Source organism: Streptomyces sp. E11-3, from assembly GCF_046540415.1.
Taxonomy (GTDB): Bacteria; Actinomycetota; Actinomycetes; order Streptomycetales; family Streptomycetaceae; genus Streptomyces.
In genome coordinates this window covers 278,144-292,250 of record NZ_JAZGRL010000003.1, presented here as the reverse complement: position 1 = coordinate 292,250, position 14,107 = coordinate 278,144, and the positions used below count along the sequence as shown (strand labels likewise).

General features: G+C 71.1%; 17 protein-coding genes. 7 read left to right on the top strand and 10 right to left on the bottom strand.

Going from position 1 to position 14,107, the window contains the following annotated elements; all coding sequences use genetic code 11:
• Positions 1-35: 35 nt before the first annotated feature.
• Both U9R90_RS30925 and U9R90_RS30920 read right to left on the bottom strand, forming a co-directional pair.
• A complete protein-coding gene (locus tag U9R90_RS30925) occupies positions 36-431 on the bottom strand; it encodes a hypothetical protein (RefSeq protein WP_411060218.1) in 396 nt (131 codons plus the stop codon).
• Positions 431-733: a hypothetical protein gene (locus tag U9R90_RS30920; RefSeq protein WP_411060216.1), complete on the bottom strand. Its 303-nt coding sequence runs from the start codon at positions 731-733 to the stop codon at positions 431-433. Before U9R90_RS30920 ends, U9R90_RS30925 begins: the two co-directional genes overlap by 1 nt.
• A 190-nt stretch (positions 734-923) precedes the next feature.
• On the opposite strand from U9R90_RS30920, the gene U9R90_RS30915 reads away from it, so the two are divergent.
• The 3 genes from U9R90_RS30915 (at position 924) to U9R90_RS30905 (ending at position 3,106) form a co-directional block, all read left to right on the top strand.
• Positions 924-1,466: a hypothetical protein gene (locus U9R90_RS30915; RefSeq protein WP_411060214.1), complete on the top strand. Its 543-nt coding sequence runs from the start codon at positions 924-926 to the stop codon at positions 1,464-1,466.
• Positions 1,467-1,549: 83 nt separating this feature from the next.
• Positions 1,550-1,999 carry a GNAT family N-acetyltransferase gene (locus tag U9R90_RS30910; protein ID WP_411060212.1) on the top strand — a complete coding sequence of 150 codons (450 nt, stop codon included), beginning with the start codon at positions 1,550-1,552 and terminating at the stop codon, positions 1,997-1,999.
• Positions 2,000-2,047: 48 nt separating this feature from the next.
• Positions 2,048-3,106: a questin oxidase family protein gene (locus tag U9R90_RS30905; protein ID WP_411060210.1), complete on the top strand. Its 1,059-nt coding sequence runs from the start codon at positions 2,048-2,050 to the stop codon at positions 3,104-3,106.
• A gap of 19 nt (positions 3,107-3,125) precedes the next feature.
• Here the strand turns inward: U9R90_RS30905 and U9R90_RS30900 are convergent, their stop codons facing one another.
• Together U9R90_RS30900 and U9R90_RS30895 are read right to left on the bottom strand one after the other, a co-directional pair.
• Positions 3,126-3,737 (bottom strand): Uma2 family endonuclease, encoded by a 612-nt coding sequence (locus U9R90_RS30900; RefSeq protein WP_411060208.1) that lies wholly within the window; start codon positions 3,735-3,737, stop codon positions 3,126-3,128.
• A 46-nt stretch (positions 3,738-3,783) separates the two neighbouring features.
• Positions 3,784-5,382, bottom strand: a complete 1,599-nt coding sequence (locus U9R90_RS30895) for a FadD3 family acyl-CoA ligase (protein ID WP_411060964.1) — start codon at positions 5,380-5,382, stop codon at positions 3,784-3,786.
• A 154-nt stretch (positions 5,383-5,536) separates the two neighbouring features.
• Between U9R90_RS30895 and U9R90_RS30890 the strand changes: the two genes are divergently transcribed.
• From U9R90_RS30890 to U9R90_RS30880, 3 genes are read left to right on the top strand one after another with little or no spacing between them, the layout of a single operon-like run.
• Positions 5,537-6,700 carry a lipid-transfer protein gene (locus U9R90_RS30890; RefSeq protein WP_411060206.1) on the top strand — a complete coding sequence of 388 codons (1,164 nt, stop codon included), beginning with the start codon at positions 5,537-5,539 and terminating at the stop codon, positions 6,698-6,700.
• An 18-nt stretch (positions 6,701-6,718) separates the two neighbouring features.
• Positions 6,719-7,213 carry a Zn-ribbon domain-containing OB-fold protein gene (locus U9R90_RS30885; protein ID WP_411060963.1) on the top strand — a complete coding sequence of 165 codons (495 nt, stop codon included), beginning with the start codon at positions 6,719-6,721 and terminating at the stop codon, positions 7,211-7,213.
• 5 nt (positions 7,214-7,218) lie between these two features.
• A complete protein-coding gene (locus U9R90_RS30880) occupies positions 7,219-7,992 on the top strand; it encodes an enoyl-CoA hydratase/isomerase family protein (protein ID WP_411060204.1) in 774 nt (257 codons plus the stop codon).
• Positions 7,993-8,028: 36 nt separating this feature from the next.
• Here U9R90_RS30880 and U9R90_RS30875 read toward each other — a convergent pair whose 3' ends face one another.
• From U9R90_RS30875 to U9R90_RS30860, 4 genes are all read right to left on the bottom strand, one after another.
• The gene (locus tag U9R90_RS30875) at positions 8,029-8,298 is read right to left on the bottom strand and encodes a hypothetical protein (protein WP_411060202.1); all 270 of its coding nucleotides are present in this window, start codon (positions 8,296-8,298) and stop codon (positions 8,029-8,031) included.
• Positions 8,291-8,650 (bottom strand): DUF6247 family protein, encoded by a 360-nt coding sequence (locus U9R90_RS30870; RefSeq protein WP_411060200.1) that lies wholly within the window; start codon positions 8,648-8,650, stop codon positions 8,291-8,293. Before U9R90_RS30870 ends, U9R90_RS30875 begins: the two co-directional genes overlap by 8 nt.
• A 172-nt stretch (positions 8,651-8,822) precedes the next feature.
• Entirely contained in the window at positions 8,823-11,255 is a 2,433-nt protein-coding gene (locus U9R90_RS30865) for a PQQ-binding-like beta-propeller repeat protein (RefSeq protein WP_411060961.1), read from the bottom strand.
• Positions 11,256-11,473: 218 nt separating this feature from the next.
• On the bottom strand, positions 11,474-12,313 hold the full coding sequence (locus U9R90_RS30860; protein ID WP_411060199.1) for a VOC family protein: 840 nt from the start codon (positions 12,311-12,313) through the stop codon (positions 11,474-11,476).
• A gap of 181 nt (positions 12,314-12,494) precedes the next feature.
• On the opposite strand from U9R90_RS30860, the gene U9R90_RS30855 reads away from it, so the two are divergent.
• On the top strand, positions 12,495-13,142 hold the full coding sequence (locus U9R90_RS30855; protein ID WP_411060198.1) for a TetR family transcriptional regulator: 648 nt from the start codon (positions 12,495-12,497) through the stop codon (positions 13,140-13,142).
• A 156-nt stretch (positions 13,143-13,298) separates the two neighbouring features.
• Here U9R90_RS30855 and U9R90_RS30850 read toward each other — a convergent pair whose 3' ends face one another.
• Positions 13,299-13,589 (bottom strand): helix-turn-helix transcriptional regulator, encoded by a 291-nt coding sequence (locus tag U9R90_RS30850; protein WP_411060196.1) that lies wholly within the window; start codon positions 13,587-13,589, stop codon positions 13,299-13,301.
• A 51-nt stretch (positions 13,590-13,640) separates the two neighbouring features.
• Positions 13,641-14,105: a nitroreductase family deazaflavin-dependent oxidoreductase gene (locus U9R90_RS30845; RefSeq protein ID WP_411060959.1), complete on the bottom strand. Its 465-nt coding sequence runs from the start codon at positions 14,103-14,105 to the stop codon at positions 13,641-13,643.
• Positions 14,106-14,107: the final 2 nt, after the last annotated feature.

Sequence of the window (14,107 nt, the reverse complement as noted above, 5' to 3'; positions counted from 1 at the left end):
GGCCCCCATTCCTGTGCCGCGTCAGATCGATCGCCTCACAGCCTCCTGACCAGCACCCCTGCCCCACACAGCTGCCGCATGTCGTCTTCGTCTGACGTGTAAAGCACCACGTTCCCTGTTTGCCGCCCCGCGATCACCGCAAGCGCCGCGTCGATCGCGTACTTGTGGCCGTGCAGCCCGGCCTCCGCCAGCAGTGCGATCCCCGCCTCGGCCACGTCCCGCGTGACCGGCTCCACGATGATCCGGGACATCGCCCAGTTCCAAGCCGGACGGCGGAACTTGTGGTGGTAGGCCTCGATCAGGGTCATGGAGCTCGTCACGACACGGATGCCCGCCTGATGAGCGTCACTGAGGCGACCGGACATCACGCGTTCGCGCGACACCGCCCGTGACAGGGCCTCGCAGTCCAGCACGTAGCAGAGATCGCCCATCAGCCAGCCGCCTGGCGGCCCGGGGGCTCCGTCGCCGACTGATCCTGGACTTCCGTCGCCGCGCGTTCCGCGAACCACCGCTCGTTCTCACGGCGCTCCGCTTCAGCCGCCGCTTTCTCCGCCTCGGTCAGCGGCCCGCCTTCCTCCAGCATCCACACGACGAGCTCACCGAGCCGATCCTGCTCCCGCTGCCGCTCTATGGCGTGCGTGACATACGCACTGAAGTTCCCCGAGCCGACCTCACTGCGGATCTCCTCCGCCAGCTCCTCCGGCAGCGTGACCGTGTACTTCTTGGTTGCCATACCATCGACCATACCGCCAGCCGCAGCCGCCCGCACACCCTCAGTCACGGGTTTCACCCGCCTGGGGCGTAAGCCCAATGAGCCGCTCCGGGTGCGGAGTGTCACGCATGCGTCACAGACTGCTTCCGGTGGGCCGGGGAGGGACCCGCCCACAGTCCGCGCCATCCGCGCTTCCCCTAGGAGCAGAGCAATGTCCTCACGACCGCGACCGCTGATAGCCGCCATCGGCCTCACCGCCCTCGCCTCGATGGCGCTGGGTGCCGCCCCGGCGCCTGTCCCTGACGCCCACGACAAGGTGCACGCCCAGCTGTCCAAGGCGTACAAGGCGACGACGAAGTACCACTCGGAGAAGAAGGCCATCAAGGACGGGTATATGCGCACCGACGAGTGCGCGGCGTCGCCCGAGGGTGGCATGGGCTACCACTACATCAACCTGGACCACATCGACTCCCTCGACCCGGCCAAGCCCGCGGCGCTGCTGTACGAGGACGACAAGCACGGCAAGCGGCGGCTGGTCGGGGTCGAGTACCTCGTCGTCGACGACGACCAGGACCTCGCGACGGACGACGACCGGCCGACGCTCTTCGGGCAGGAGTTCGCCGGGCCGATGGAGGGCCATGGGCCCGGCATGCCGATCCACTACGACCTGCACGTCTGGCTCCACAAGCACAACCCCAGCGGCCTGTTCGCCGAGTGGAACCCGACCGTGAAGTGCCCCGCGCCGGTGGATTGAGCGTGCGTCAGGGTCCGGTCTCCGGTGGGGCCGGGCCCCGAATTGTGTTGACGGCCGTTGCCGCCCACGGGTTGGGTACGGGGATGACTGATCATCGGCTCCGTATCGAAGCGCCCACCGGCGACGCCATGCTTGAGGACTGGCGGCACGTCCACAACGTGATCGTGCCGCCTGCCGCCATGTCGCTTGAGGACGTGCGGGAGCGTGATCGGCGCTACCACCTGGACGTTGCCTACCTCGGCGATGCGCTTGTGGGCTGTACGACCGTACGGCCGCCTACTGGTGACACGGCCACGGCCACCGTGATCGCGCGGGTGCTGCCCGCGCACCGGGGGCAGGGGTTCGGGGAGCAGCTCTACGCGCACGGGATGGAGCGGGCGAGAGAGCTTGGCGCGCGGGTGGTCGAGACCGTCGTCCTGGAGTCCAACACGGCGGGGCTGCGGTTCGCCCAGGCGCGCGGGTTCGTCGAGTTCGAGCGCTATGTGCTGCCGGGCGAGAGCGTCCCCTGGGTCGAGTTGCGACTCAAGTCCTAGGGCCGTAGCCCGTTACGCGGGCGCGGGCTCGCGTCTAGCATTCCGATCATGGACGGCGACAAGCGCACCAACACGACGGACAACGACACGACCGGCATCCTCGACGAAGCACTGCAGCGGCTGCACACCCTGGGGCCCGAGTACAACGAGGGTCTGAGCAACCACGGGCCGATGGCCGTCGAGGCGCTCGTACGGCATGGGCAGGCGGCCTCCGTGCACCGGTGGCTGGACCGCTACAGCACGAAGCTGGAGGAGCTGCCCGAGCAGGTGGACCCGGTGACCGCGGCCAACTGGTCCGAGGCACTGGGCGATCCGCGACGCGTCGCGGACTGGATCACCTACTTCGAGCGCGAGATCGGTGAGGGGCGGGCCTGGCAGGAGGTGCTGGCCGAGTGGTGGCCCAGGCTGCTGCCGGGCATCGCGGCGAGCTCCACGCACTCGGTGATCCGCGTGGGGCACGCGGTACGCACCCTGCAGAGCGGCGACGCCGGGGACGACGGCCCGCGGCTCACCGAACTCGCCTACAGCCTCGGGTACTGGGCGGCCCGGCACCGGCTGCTGCCGGAAGTGAAGTCCCTGGCGCCGGTGCCGGACGCAGCGGCCGCGCTGGAGGCGGTGGAGGCCATTCCGGAGCAGCGTCCCGGCATCTGGAACCGGTTCGCGCAGCTCTCCGCCTTCCCCGACTGGTCCGCGGTCGCGACCACGGACCCCGACGCCGCGCGGGACGCTCTCCAGGAACTGGTCACCGCCGCCGTCCACCGGTACGCAACCCACGGGCACGGCGAGCCGGTCATGCTGGTGCACTCCGCGACCGCGCCCAACGCCGTACTGCGCACCCTGCCCGCACTCCCCCGCGAGCTGTGGCCCGCCTCGCTGGCGGCGGCCTGGACGGCGGCCGCGGCGGTCACCGCGGCCTACCGGCCCGCGGAGGGCGTGGCGTACTCCCCGGCGGGGGCGTCGCTCACCGCCGATGAGATCTTCGAGGCGGCCGCCGCGCACGGCGACGACCACGCCATCAAGTTCACGGACACGGCGGTGGATGTGGCCGACACCACCGCGCTCACCGCGGCACGGCGCTCCGTCGAGCTGATCGACCCCCTGTGGTGAGCCCCGTGCGGCGACGCCGTCAGGCCGCCTTGTAGCGGCGGAATCCGCTGGTGTCGATGGTCCAGCGCCCCATGGGGACGGCTGTGTCACCGAACTTGTAGGGGCGCGGAGTGTCGGCGTACCGGGCCTGGCCGCTGACCGTGGTCGACTCCTCGTGGACGGTGATCGTGCCGTCCCGGGGGTCGATGATCACGTAGACGGGGATACCCATGCGTGGGTAGTCGCGGAGCTTGGTGATGTGGTCGTTGCCGGGGTTCGTCTTCGAGACGACCTCAACGACCAGGAGGACCGTGGTGGCGTCGACGCCGTCCTCGGGCTGGTCGTCCATGGTGTCCTTGGGAACGACGAACAGGTCCGGGACCTTGAGGATGCCGACGGCGGGGTGCTCCACATTGGTGTCGTTCATCGGGCGGACGGTCGGGTCCTGACCCGCGATCTGAAGGATCAGCTCGTTCACGATGAGACGGTGAGGAGTGCTCGGGGACATCATCGTGACGGTGACCTCATGGTTCGCGATCTGTACACGTGCGCGCTCGCCGCGCCGCTCCGCCGCTGCGGCGATGTCGTCGGCGAAGGCGCGGAGGCTCGGGTAGTCGGCGGGGATGGCCGATTCAGCGGGCTGGGCGCTCATACCGACCATCCTCCCAACCAGGTTCCGGTAAGTCCAGACAAACCGGTCAGTGGACCCTCAGCTCCCGCTTCAGCACCTTCCCGCTCGCGTTCCGCGGGAGCTCGGTCACGAACTCGACCTCCCGCGGGACCTTGTAGTTGGCCATCTCGCGGCGGGACCAGGCGATCAGGTCGTCCGCTGTCAGGGTCGAGCCACGGCGGCGTACCGCGTACGCCTTGCCGACCTCGCCGAGGCGCGGGTCGGGGACTCCGATGACCGCGACGTCCGCGATGTCGGGGTGCAGGCCGAGGAGTTGCTCTATCTCGGCGGGGTAGGCGTTGAAGCCGCCGACGATGAACATGTCCTTGATCCGGTCGGTGATGCGCAGGTTGCCCGCCTCGTCGAGTACGCCCACGTCGCCCGTGCGCAGCCACCCGTCGGCGGTGATGGCCTTCTTGGTCTCCTGGGGGTCCTCGAAGTAGCCGCGCATCACGTGGTGGCCGCGGACCAGTACCTCGCCCGGCTGGCCGGGGGGCAGCGGCTGCCCTGAACCGTCCGTCACCCGTACCTCGGTGTCGGGGATGGCGCGGCCCGAGGTGGCGGCGATGACGGTCGGCTCGTCGCCTCTGCGGCACATGGTGACGATGCCGCTCGCCTCGGACAGGCCGTAGGCCGTCAGTACGGTGGCGATGCGGAGCTCCGAGCGCAGTCGTTCGACGAGGCGGAGGGGGACGACCGCGGCGCCGGTGACCACCAGTCGGAGCGCCGAGAGGTCGTGTTTGCTGCGGGCCGGGTGGTCGAGGAGGGACTGGTGCAGGGTGGGCGGGCCCGGCAGGACCGAGATGCGTTCGGCGGCGATGTTGGCCAGGACGGTGTCGACGTTGAACACGGGCTGCGGGACCATCGTCGCGCCGCGCATCAGGCAGGCGACGATGCCCGCCTTGTAGCCGAAGGTGTGGAAGAACGGGTTGACGATCAGATACCGGTCACCTTCGCGCAGGCCCGCCAGTTCGCTCCACACGTCGTAGCAGCGCAGGGTCTGGGCGTGGGTGATGACCGCGCCCTTGGGGCGGCCCGTGGTGCCTGAGGTGAAGATGATGTCGGAGGGGGATGACGCGTCGATCTCGGTGGAGCGGTCACGCACCTCGGCGGCGCTCACCCTCTCGCCGTCGGCCAGGAAGTCCTTCCAGGTACGGAAGTTCTCCGGGGCGTCCTCCGCGAGGACCACGACCTGCTCCAGGTGCGGGAGGCCGGGGAGTGGACCTGTGCCGCTTCCCTCCGTCGTCGCGCGCCGCAGGGACGCGACATACGACGTGCCGAGGAAAGTGCCGGTGACGAAGAGCAGCTTCGCGCGGGAGCGGGCCAGGACGTACGCCGCCTCGGTGCCCTTGAAGCGGGTGTTCAGCGGCACCAGGACCGCGCCCGCGGAGACCGCGCCGAGCGCCGAGACGATCCAGTCCAGGGTGTTGGGCGCCCAGACCGCGACCCGGTCGCCGGTCCGTACGCCGCTCGCGATACAGGCCGCGGCGGCCCGTTCCACCCGCTCGCCCAGTTCGGCGTACGAGATCCGGGTGCGGCCGTCGACCACCGCCTCCCGTTCGCCGTACCGCTGTGCCGCCGAGCGCACCAGCTTCGGGATGCTGCCCCACTCCAGGTCGCCGCGCATCGCAGGCGTCGCACGCATCGCAAGCCCTCCCACCGCAGTAGACCACTCAGTGGCCGACTCGATCGCCGGCCCAGTAGCTGACTATCCGTCAGATTAGCTGTAGCCTTCCCCGCTGTCAGCAGTGACGCAGGCGAGTTGATCGCGGAGGCGGGCGATGGCGGCGATGACGGCGGCGGGGCTCAAGGACGCTACAGCGATTGTCGGCATCGGCCAGACCCCCTTTGCCAAACACCTACCGGAGTCCGAGAAAGCCCTGGCCTGCAAGGCGATCGTCGGCGCGCTCGACGATGCCGGAATCGCTCCGTCCGAGGTGGACGCCTTCGCCTCGTACACCATGGAGGAGACCGACGAGGTCGAGATCGCCAAGGCGATCGGCGCAGGTGAGGTGACCTTCTTCAGCAAGGTCGGCTACGGCGGCGGCGGTTCCTGCGCGACCCTCGCGCACCTGGCCGCGGCGATCGCCACCGGGCAGGCGAGCGTGGGCGTCGCCTGGCGGTCGCGTAAGCGCGGCAGCGGGCCGCGCCCCTGGAAGAACACCGCCGCTCAGCTGCCCACGCCCGCCCAGTGGACCAGGCCGTTCGGACTGCTGCGCCCCGCGGACGAGATCGGCATGCTGGCCCGCCGCTATATGCACGAGTACGGAGCCACTCGGGACCACCTCTTCAATGTCGCGCTGGCCTGCCGCAACCGGGCCAACCAGAACCCGGCCGCGATGATGTACGAACGCCCCCTCACCCGCGAGATGTATATGACGGCGCGCTGGATCAGCGAGCCGCTCTGCCTCTTCGACAACTGCCTGGAGACCGACGGGGCCCTGGCCTGCGTCATCGTGTCCGCCGAGCGGGCCCGCGACTGCCGCCACAAGCCCGTCTACCTGCACTCCGTCGCCCAGGGGCTGCCGTCCCAGCACCACGGCATGGTCAACTACTGGAACGACGACCCGCTCTCGGGACCGGCCTGGACGGCGGCCCGACACCTGTGGAAGCAGGCCGACTTCGGCCCCCAGGACGTCGATGTGGCCCAGATCTACGACGCCTTCACCCCGCTGATCCCGCTGTCCTTGGAGGGCTACGGCTTCTGCGGCCGCGGCGAGGGCGCGGCCTTCACCGAGGGCGGCGCCCTGGAGATCGGCGGACGGCTGCCCCTCAACACCGGCGGCGGCGGACTCAGCGAGGCGTACGTCCACGGCTTCAACCTCATCACCGAGGGCGTGAAGCAACTGCGCGGCACCAGCACCGCGCAGATACCCGACGCCGCCACCTGCCTGGTCACCGCGGGCGAGGGCGTACCCACTTCGGCCGTCCTGCTGAGGAGTTGATCGCTCATGCCCTCCACTATGAAGGCCACCACTGACAACGGGCCGCTGCCGCCCGACGGACCGCTGCCGCCCGACGGTCTCCTGCTGCCCGTCCCCGACGACGACGGCGCCCCCTTCTGGGAGTACACCGCCCGCGGCGAGCTACGCGTCCAGGCCTGCGCCGCCCCGGACTGCGGCGAACTACGCTTCCCGCCCCGCCCCTGCTGTCCGCGCTGCCAGTCCTTCGACAGCGAGTGGCGCGCGATGAGCGGCAAGGGCCGCATCTGGTCGTACGTCGTCGCGCACCCGCCGCTGCTCCCCGCCTACGCCGAGCAGGCCCCGTACAACGCGATCGTCGTCGAGCTCGCCGACGCGCCCCGTATCCGCCTGGTCGGCAACCTCGTCACCGGCCCCGAGGCGCCGCTCAACTCCGTGCCCGGCGACCGGCTGCGGATCGGCGCCCGCGTCCAGGTCGTCTTCAGCGACCTCGGCGGGATCTCCGTACCGCGCTGGGTCCTGGACCGGGACCGGTGAGCGGCATGGCCACGCTGCGTACCGAGACCGACAAGGAGACCGGGGTCGCGGTCGTCACCCTCGACCGCCCGGCGAAACACAACGCCATCGACCTGGCGACGGCCGCCGAACTCGCTGCCACCTGGCGGCGGTTCCGCTTCGACGACACGGTGCGCGCGATCGTCGTCACCGGGGCGGGTGACCAGGCCTTCTGCACCGGAATCGACCGCTCCGTCGAGGTGCCGCAGCCCTCGTCCCCGTACACGATCGACGATCCGCTGCTCACGATCGGACCCAAGGCGGGCGACCTGTTCAAGCCCGTGATCGCCGCCGTGAACGGCATGGCGTGCGGCGGCGCCTTCTATCTGCTCGGCGAGGCGGAGTTCGTCGTCGCCGCCGACGACGCGACCTTCTTCGACCCGCACACGACCTACGGGATGGTCAGCGCGTACGAGTCCGTCTTCATGGCCCAGCGGATGCCGTTCGGTGAGGTGGCGCGGATGGCGCTGATGGGTACGGCCGAACGGGTCTCGGCCCAGCGGGCGTACGAGACGGGCCTGGTCTCCGAGCTCACCGCGCCGGGCCGGGCACGGGACGCGGCCGTCGCCTGCGCGCGCACCATCGCCTCGTACCCGACCGAGGCCGTGCAGGGCACCGTCCGGGCCGTCTGGGCCGCGAAGGAGGCGGCGCGCGCACAGGCCCTCACGCACGCGCCGCACCTCATCGCGCTCGGCAATCTGCCCCCGGAGCGGCAGGCGGACCTCTTCGGGGCCCGGCGGGCGGGCTTCAGGGTGCGCTGAGCCGAGGGCCCGCGGGGTGGTCGAGCGCTCCGGGGATCAGGTGGGCCAGGCGCTGACCTGCAGGACGTCCACGCACTCGTGCCGTGGCACCGTCAGGTACAGGAACATGCCGCCGGGAACGAACGCGGTCTGTACGCCTTCGCCCGCTCCCTGGTAGGCCGTGCCGTCGAGGTGTAGGGCCTCGGCCGCCCGGACGATCTCACGGGCGCGCTGCTCCACCTCCGCGACGAAGGCGGCGGGTGCGGGCGTCGCGCCGCCTATGACGTGCGCTTCGTCGGGGCCGTACTCCCAGCGCCAGCTACCCATCGGCAAGCGCCGCCCGAGCAGCCGTGTGGATGTCCTTGATCGCGTCCATGGCCGCTCGCCAGGCGGAGTCGTCCCGCTCTGCCGTCTGCGCCGTGTACTCAGCGGTACGAAGGCGCGCGGCGGCCGCGGGCATGCGGGCGATCTCGACGGCGACCGCCCAGGACTCCAGGAACTGCGTGATCGGCCCGAGTGAGCCCGTCTGCGCTGCCAGCGCGACGGCTTCGTCCTTCTGCCGCTCCATCTCGGCCAGCCGGTGGGGCGCCAACCGCGCCAGCGCGACCCGCAGCGCCGCGGGGGTCCGCTCAGGTCTGGGGACGATCGGCTCGCTGGGATCGATGTGCTGCGCGGTCATCGGGGTCCTTCCTGGGGCATCACGGTCGCGGTACGACAGGCCGTGATGCCCGGCGCAGGCACTTCCCCGCCTGGCGGGCCCCACCCACCCGGCGTAGCGTCGTGACCGACGGCCGCCGTCCGGAGTCCCTTCCGTGTCTGGTACGACGGCCGTCGCACCGCACCCACCGCGCTCAGCGCGCCGTGCCCGTGCCCTTCACCGCGTCCAGCGCGTACACGCACCGGTCCTTGCTGCAGGCGTACACCACACCCGCCTGCGCCACCGGGGACCCGGTGATCTCGCCACCGGTGGCCAGCTTCCAGCGGAGCTGCCCGCCGTCCGCGTCCAGCGTGTAGAGGCAGTGGTCGGCGGAGCCGAAGTGGATACGGCCCTCGGCGGCGACCGGGGCGCCGATCACCTCGCCGCCCGCCTGGAAGCGCCACTTCGGGGTGCCGGTGACGGCGTCCAGCGTGTAGAGGCCGTTGCCGCTGCCGACGTGCACATGACCGCCCGTGACCAGCACCGGCTCGATCGACGAGCGGGCCTCGGTGGCGATCCGCCAGCGGTCCCGGCCGTCGGTGGCGTCGAGCGCGTAGACCGTGCCCAGGTAGTCCGCGAGGTACACACCGCCGCCGGTCACCGAGGGACCAGGGGCGAACGCGGGCGGCGAAAGGAAGACGGCCGGGGCCTCGAAGTGCCAGCGGACATGCCCCGCGGCCACATCGATGGCCAGCGCTCTCGTCCCCGCCACCACGTACACATAGCCGTCCTCGGCCTGCGTGAGCCGGACCGGCGCACCGCCGCAGGACGCCGCGTCCCCGACGGGGTACGACCAGCGCTCGACGCCCGTACGGGCCTCCAGGGCGCGCAGTCTCGCGTCCTGCCAGACGTAGACCGTGCCGTCCTGTATGACCGGCCCCGCCTGCGGCGTCTCGAAGTCGGTCTGGGCGCCGGTGAGCTCCCACAGTTTCTCGCCGTTGACCGCTTCGTAGGCCTGTACGCCGCCGCCGCGGGTGCCGGTGACGATGGTGCCCCGGTCGGCCTGGAGCGAGTAGACCCAGGCGGCGGTCTGGACCCGCCACAGGTCGGAGCCGTCCTTGGCGTCGAGCGCGTACAGCGAGGGGCCGTCGGACGCGTGGATACGTCCGTCGGTGACGGCCATCGACCAGGCGACGTCCCGTGTCTTGAAGCGCCGCCGCCCGGTGGCCACGTCCAGGGCGTGTACCTCGAAGGAGGTCACATAGACCTGGTCACCGGCGACGTACGGGGTTCCCCACACGTCGTTGGACATCCGGAACCGCCAGGGCCGCCACGGCGCGCCGTCAGGCGCGGGGGGCGGCGCGGCGGGCGGCCCGACGGGTCCCGGCAGTGCGGAGTCCGCGCCGTTCACCGCGGCCTTCGACGCGCTCGACCAGGAGTCGACGAGCCCGCCGTCGGGCACGGCGGCCTTGACCGCGGCCTCCCGCGCGTCGGACACACGCGGTCCGGGGCCGATCGGCACCGCGGCACCCGGCAGCCGCACCGGACCCGCGTCGGGAGCGGCGGGCTGGGCCAGCGGTGCGGGACCGCCGCGCCAGGCCGCGTCCCAGTCATCGGGGGCGTGCGCGGGGGGCGCCGGAGGCGTGTACTGCGGCGGGGGCGGCAGCACGGCGCCGGGCCCGCGCCCGGCACCACCACCGCCACGCGCCGACGCGCCCGCACCGCCGCCACCGGCCGCGCTGACCTTCGGCCGTCCGCCCCGGCGCGCCTCGATCATCGCCACCGAGCGCTCGGGCAGCCACGCCGACGCCGTACCGCTGTCGTCGGAGCCGGAGGCGAACAGATGCGGCGCGAGCTGGGCCTGCAGATCCGCGGGGCTGGGCCGCATCGTCGCTTCCATGTGCATGACGTCCTCGATGAGCGGCCGCAGCTCCGGCGGCAGCCCCTCCAGGTCGGGGCCCTCACGCAGCAGCATGAACACGGTCTCGACGGGGTTGGCGCCATGGAAGGGCGCATGCCCGGTCGCCGCGAAGACGAGGGTCGAGCCGAGCGAGAAGACATCGCTGGCGCCGGTGACGCTACGGGAGTCCTTCGCCTGCTCGGGCGACATGTACGCGGGCGTGCCGACGGCCACGTTGGTCATGGTCAGCCGGGTGTTGGAGACGCCGGACGCGATGCCGAAGTCGATGACGCGCGGCCCGTCCTCGACGACCAGCACATTGGACGGCTTGAGGTCGCGGTGTACCAGGCCGGCGCCGTGGATGGACTGCAGCGCCTCGGCGATCCCGGCCGCCAGCCAGCGCACCGCCTCGGCCGGGAGCGGCCCGCACTCGTTCACTATCTCCTCGAGCGAGGGCGCGGGGACGTACGCGGTGGCCAGCCAGGGCACCGCGGCGCGCGGGTCGGCGTCCACCACGGCGGCGGTGTAGAAGCCGGAGACGGCCCTGGCCGCCTCCACCTCGCGGGTGAAGCGGACGCGGAACAGCTGGTCCTCGGCGAGCTCGGTCCTGACCGTCTTGATCGCCACGCGTCGGCCGGACGCCGAGCGCGCGAGATAGACCAGACCCATGCCGCCGGCACCGAGCCGGCCCAGGACCTCGAACGGCCCGATCCGCCGCGGATCGTGCTGCGTCAGCTGCTCCATCACCTTGCCTGCCACCTCCCCGTACAAGAACGCGCGAGCGCCGCGCCATACGGCCTCGACACACGGCCTTCGGTCAGCGTCTCACCACCGCGCCGCAACGGCGGCACGCACCCTGATTCTTCCTGTCCGGGGCAAGGGTTGCGAACCCGGGGCCGGATCGGGGTGTCTCCCCCAGGAGAGCCGATATACGGGCAAAGGATCCCAGTACCGCTCAATCCCCCTCAGTCCTGCAGGATGGCGAAGGCCGCCCCCTGATTGTCCACCAGCGCGGCCATCCGTCCGTACGGAATATCGAAGGGTGCCGCCTGGACACGTCCGCCGAGCCGCTGGGCGTGCGCCGCCACGGCGTCGCAGTCGGCGACGGTGAAGTACGTCAGAAAGTGCGCGGGCATCTCGGCCGGGAAGGTCCCCGCGACCACCGACCGGCCCGCGATCGCGGTCTCCGGGCCCGGCTCGCTGCCGGGCAGTGACCAGGTACGGAAGTCGACGCCCGCGTCCTTGAGGTCGAAGCCGCCGAAGCCGAAGACGCCCTCGTAGAAGGGGTCGACCAGTGCCGGGTCGCGCGAGTACACCTCGGCCCAGCAGAACGATCCCGGCTCGCCCTTCTTCTCGAAGCCCGGATAGCTGCCGCCCTGCCAGAGCCCGAAGACGGCCCCCTCCGGGTCTGTGGCCAGCGCCATCGTCCCGAACGGCCCGACCGGCAGCGGATCCGTGACCAGCTGGCCGCCCGCGTCCCTGATGCGGGCGGCGAGGGCGCGGGCGTCGGGGGTGGCGAAGTACACCGTCCACACGGTGGGCATCCGCCCGTCCTTCTTGGGCGCGAGCGCCGCGACGGCCTTCCCTTCGCTGTACGCCCGCACATACCGCCGCCCGTACTCCGACCCCGCGCCCTCGTCGAAGGTCCAGTCGAACAGCTCCCCGTAGAAACGCTTGCCCGCCTCGACGTCGGGGAGCAGCGCGTCCACCCAGCAGGGGGCGCCTTCGGGGTACCCCGCCGCTGCTCCGGCTGCGGCTCCGTCTGCAGCGCTGTCTGCGGCTCCTTCTGCGGCTGCGTCGGCCATGGGCCTGGTCCTTCCCGTACGGCGGGGCTCTGCGCTGCCCGGCACACACTCAACGTAACGGGGAACGGGGACTCCCGCTCCGCACGGCAACCCAAATCGAACACCCATTCCCCTCTGTGGCTTGAACCCCATTTGCAGTCGGCCGAATCGCGCCTCGATCGCCCCTCGGTAAGCTGACGGCATGACAGGACAAGTACGTACCGTCGACGGCCGAGTCGCCGGGCGGCGCGGTCAGGCGACGCGTCAGAAGTTGCTCGACTGCCTCAGCGAAATGCTCAGTTCGTCCCCCTATCGGGACGTCAAGGTGATCGACGTCGCCCGGAAGGCGGGCACCTCGCCCGCGACCTTCTACCAGTACTTCCCCGACGTCGAGGGCGCGGTCCTCGAGATCGCCGAGCAAATGGCGGCGGAGGGCGCGGGGTTGACCGAGGTCCTCACCGGCCGCTCCTGGGTCGGCAAGGCCGGCTGGCAGGCGGCGCAGGACCTGGTCGACGGGTTCCTCGACTTCTGGCGCAGGAACGAGGCGATTCTGCGGGTGGTCGACCTGGGCGCGGCCGAGGGCGACAAACGCTTCTACAAGATCCGCATGAAGATCCTGAACTCGGTCACCAACTCCCTTACGGACACGGTCAAGGAACTGCAGGCCAAGGGGAAGGTCGACAAGGAGGTCAGCGCGGCGGCGATGTCCGGCTCGCTGGTCGCGATGCTGGCGGCGGTCGCGTCACACCAGAAGGGCTTCCAGACCTGGGGCGTGAAGCAGGCCGAACTGAAGCCGAACCTGGCGTTGTTGGTGCACCTGGGCATCACGGGCCGCAAGCCGACGAAGTAGCCCGGGCGCCCTTCGCCCCCTGCCTCTCTCTGTCCTGTCTGCCGATGCCGGCAGCGGCCACCGTGTTTTCAGGTGGCCGCTGCCGGCATCTGGCTTGTGGGGGGAGATTCGGCCACCACACCGGGGGTCTTCGCCATGATCAAGAACCAGCTGGGTCTAGCGCGCGTAACGCGCGGGCGTGGTGCCCACATGGCGTTTGAAGTGGCGGTTCAGGTGGGCTTGGTCGTGGAAGCCCACCGTCGTGGCGACCTCGGCGGGCCGGCGGCCGTCGAGGAGGAGCCGACGTGCCTGGTCGATGCGTTTGCCGGTGAGGTAGGCGTGCGGCGGCAGGCCGTATGTCTGCTTGAAGCAGCGGATCACGTGGGTGGAGTGAACGTGAAGGGTGGTGGCGGCCTCGCGCAGGGATATGCCGGTGTGGATCCGGGAGTCCAGGAGTTCCCGCAACATCGCGGCCGCCGGTTCGCCTCGCGGCCCTGCCCCCCGACCCGACGACCACCGTCAGCCCGCCGCACCCCGCCGCTCCAGCCGGAACAGCCGGATCTCCCGAGACACCCGCGCCTGATACGTCGCGTACGGCGGCCAGAACTCCAGCACCGCCGCCCACGCCACCGCCCGCTCCTCCCCCACCAGCAACCGAGCCCGCACCGGAATATCCGCCCCCTTCCAGCTCACCTCGGCCTCCGGATGCGCCAGCAGGTTGGCCGTCCACGCAGGATGCCCGGGCCGCCCGAAGTTGGACCCGACCAGCACCCACGTCCCGGACGCCTCCTCCGGCATGCAGGCCAGCGGCGTACGCCGAGGCAGGCCGCTCTTCGCGCCGCGAGCCGTGAGTATGACCCCGGGCAGCATCCGCGCGCTCAGCAGCACCTTGCCCCGCGTCAGCCGGTGCACCACCCGGTCCATCGCAGGGACGAAATGCGGCGCGACCTTCGCGAAGGCCCGCGTCGATGACACCTTCTGCATCA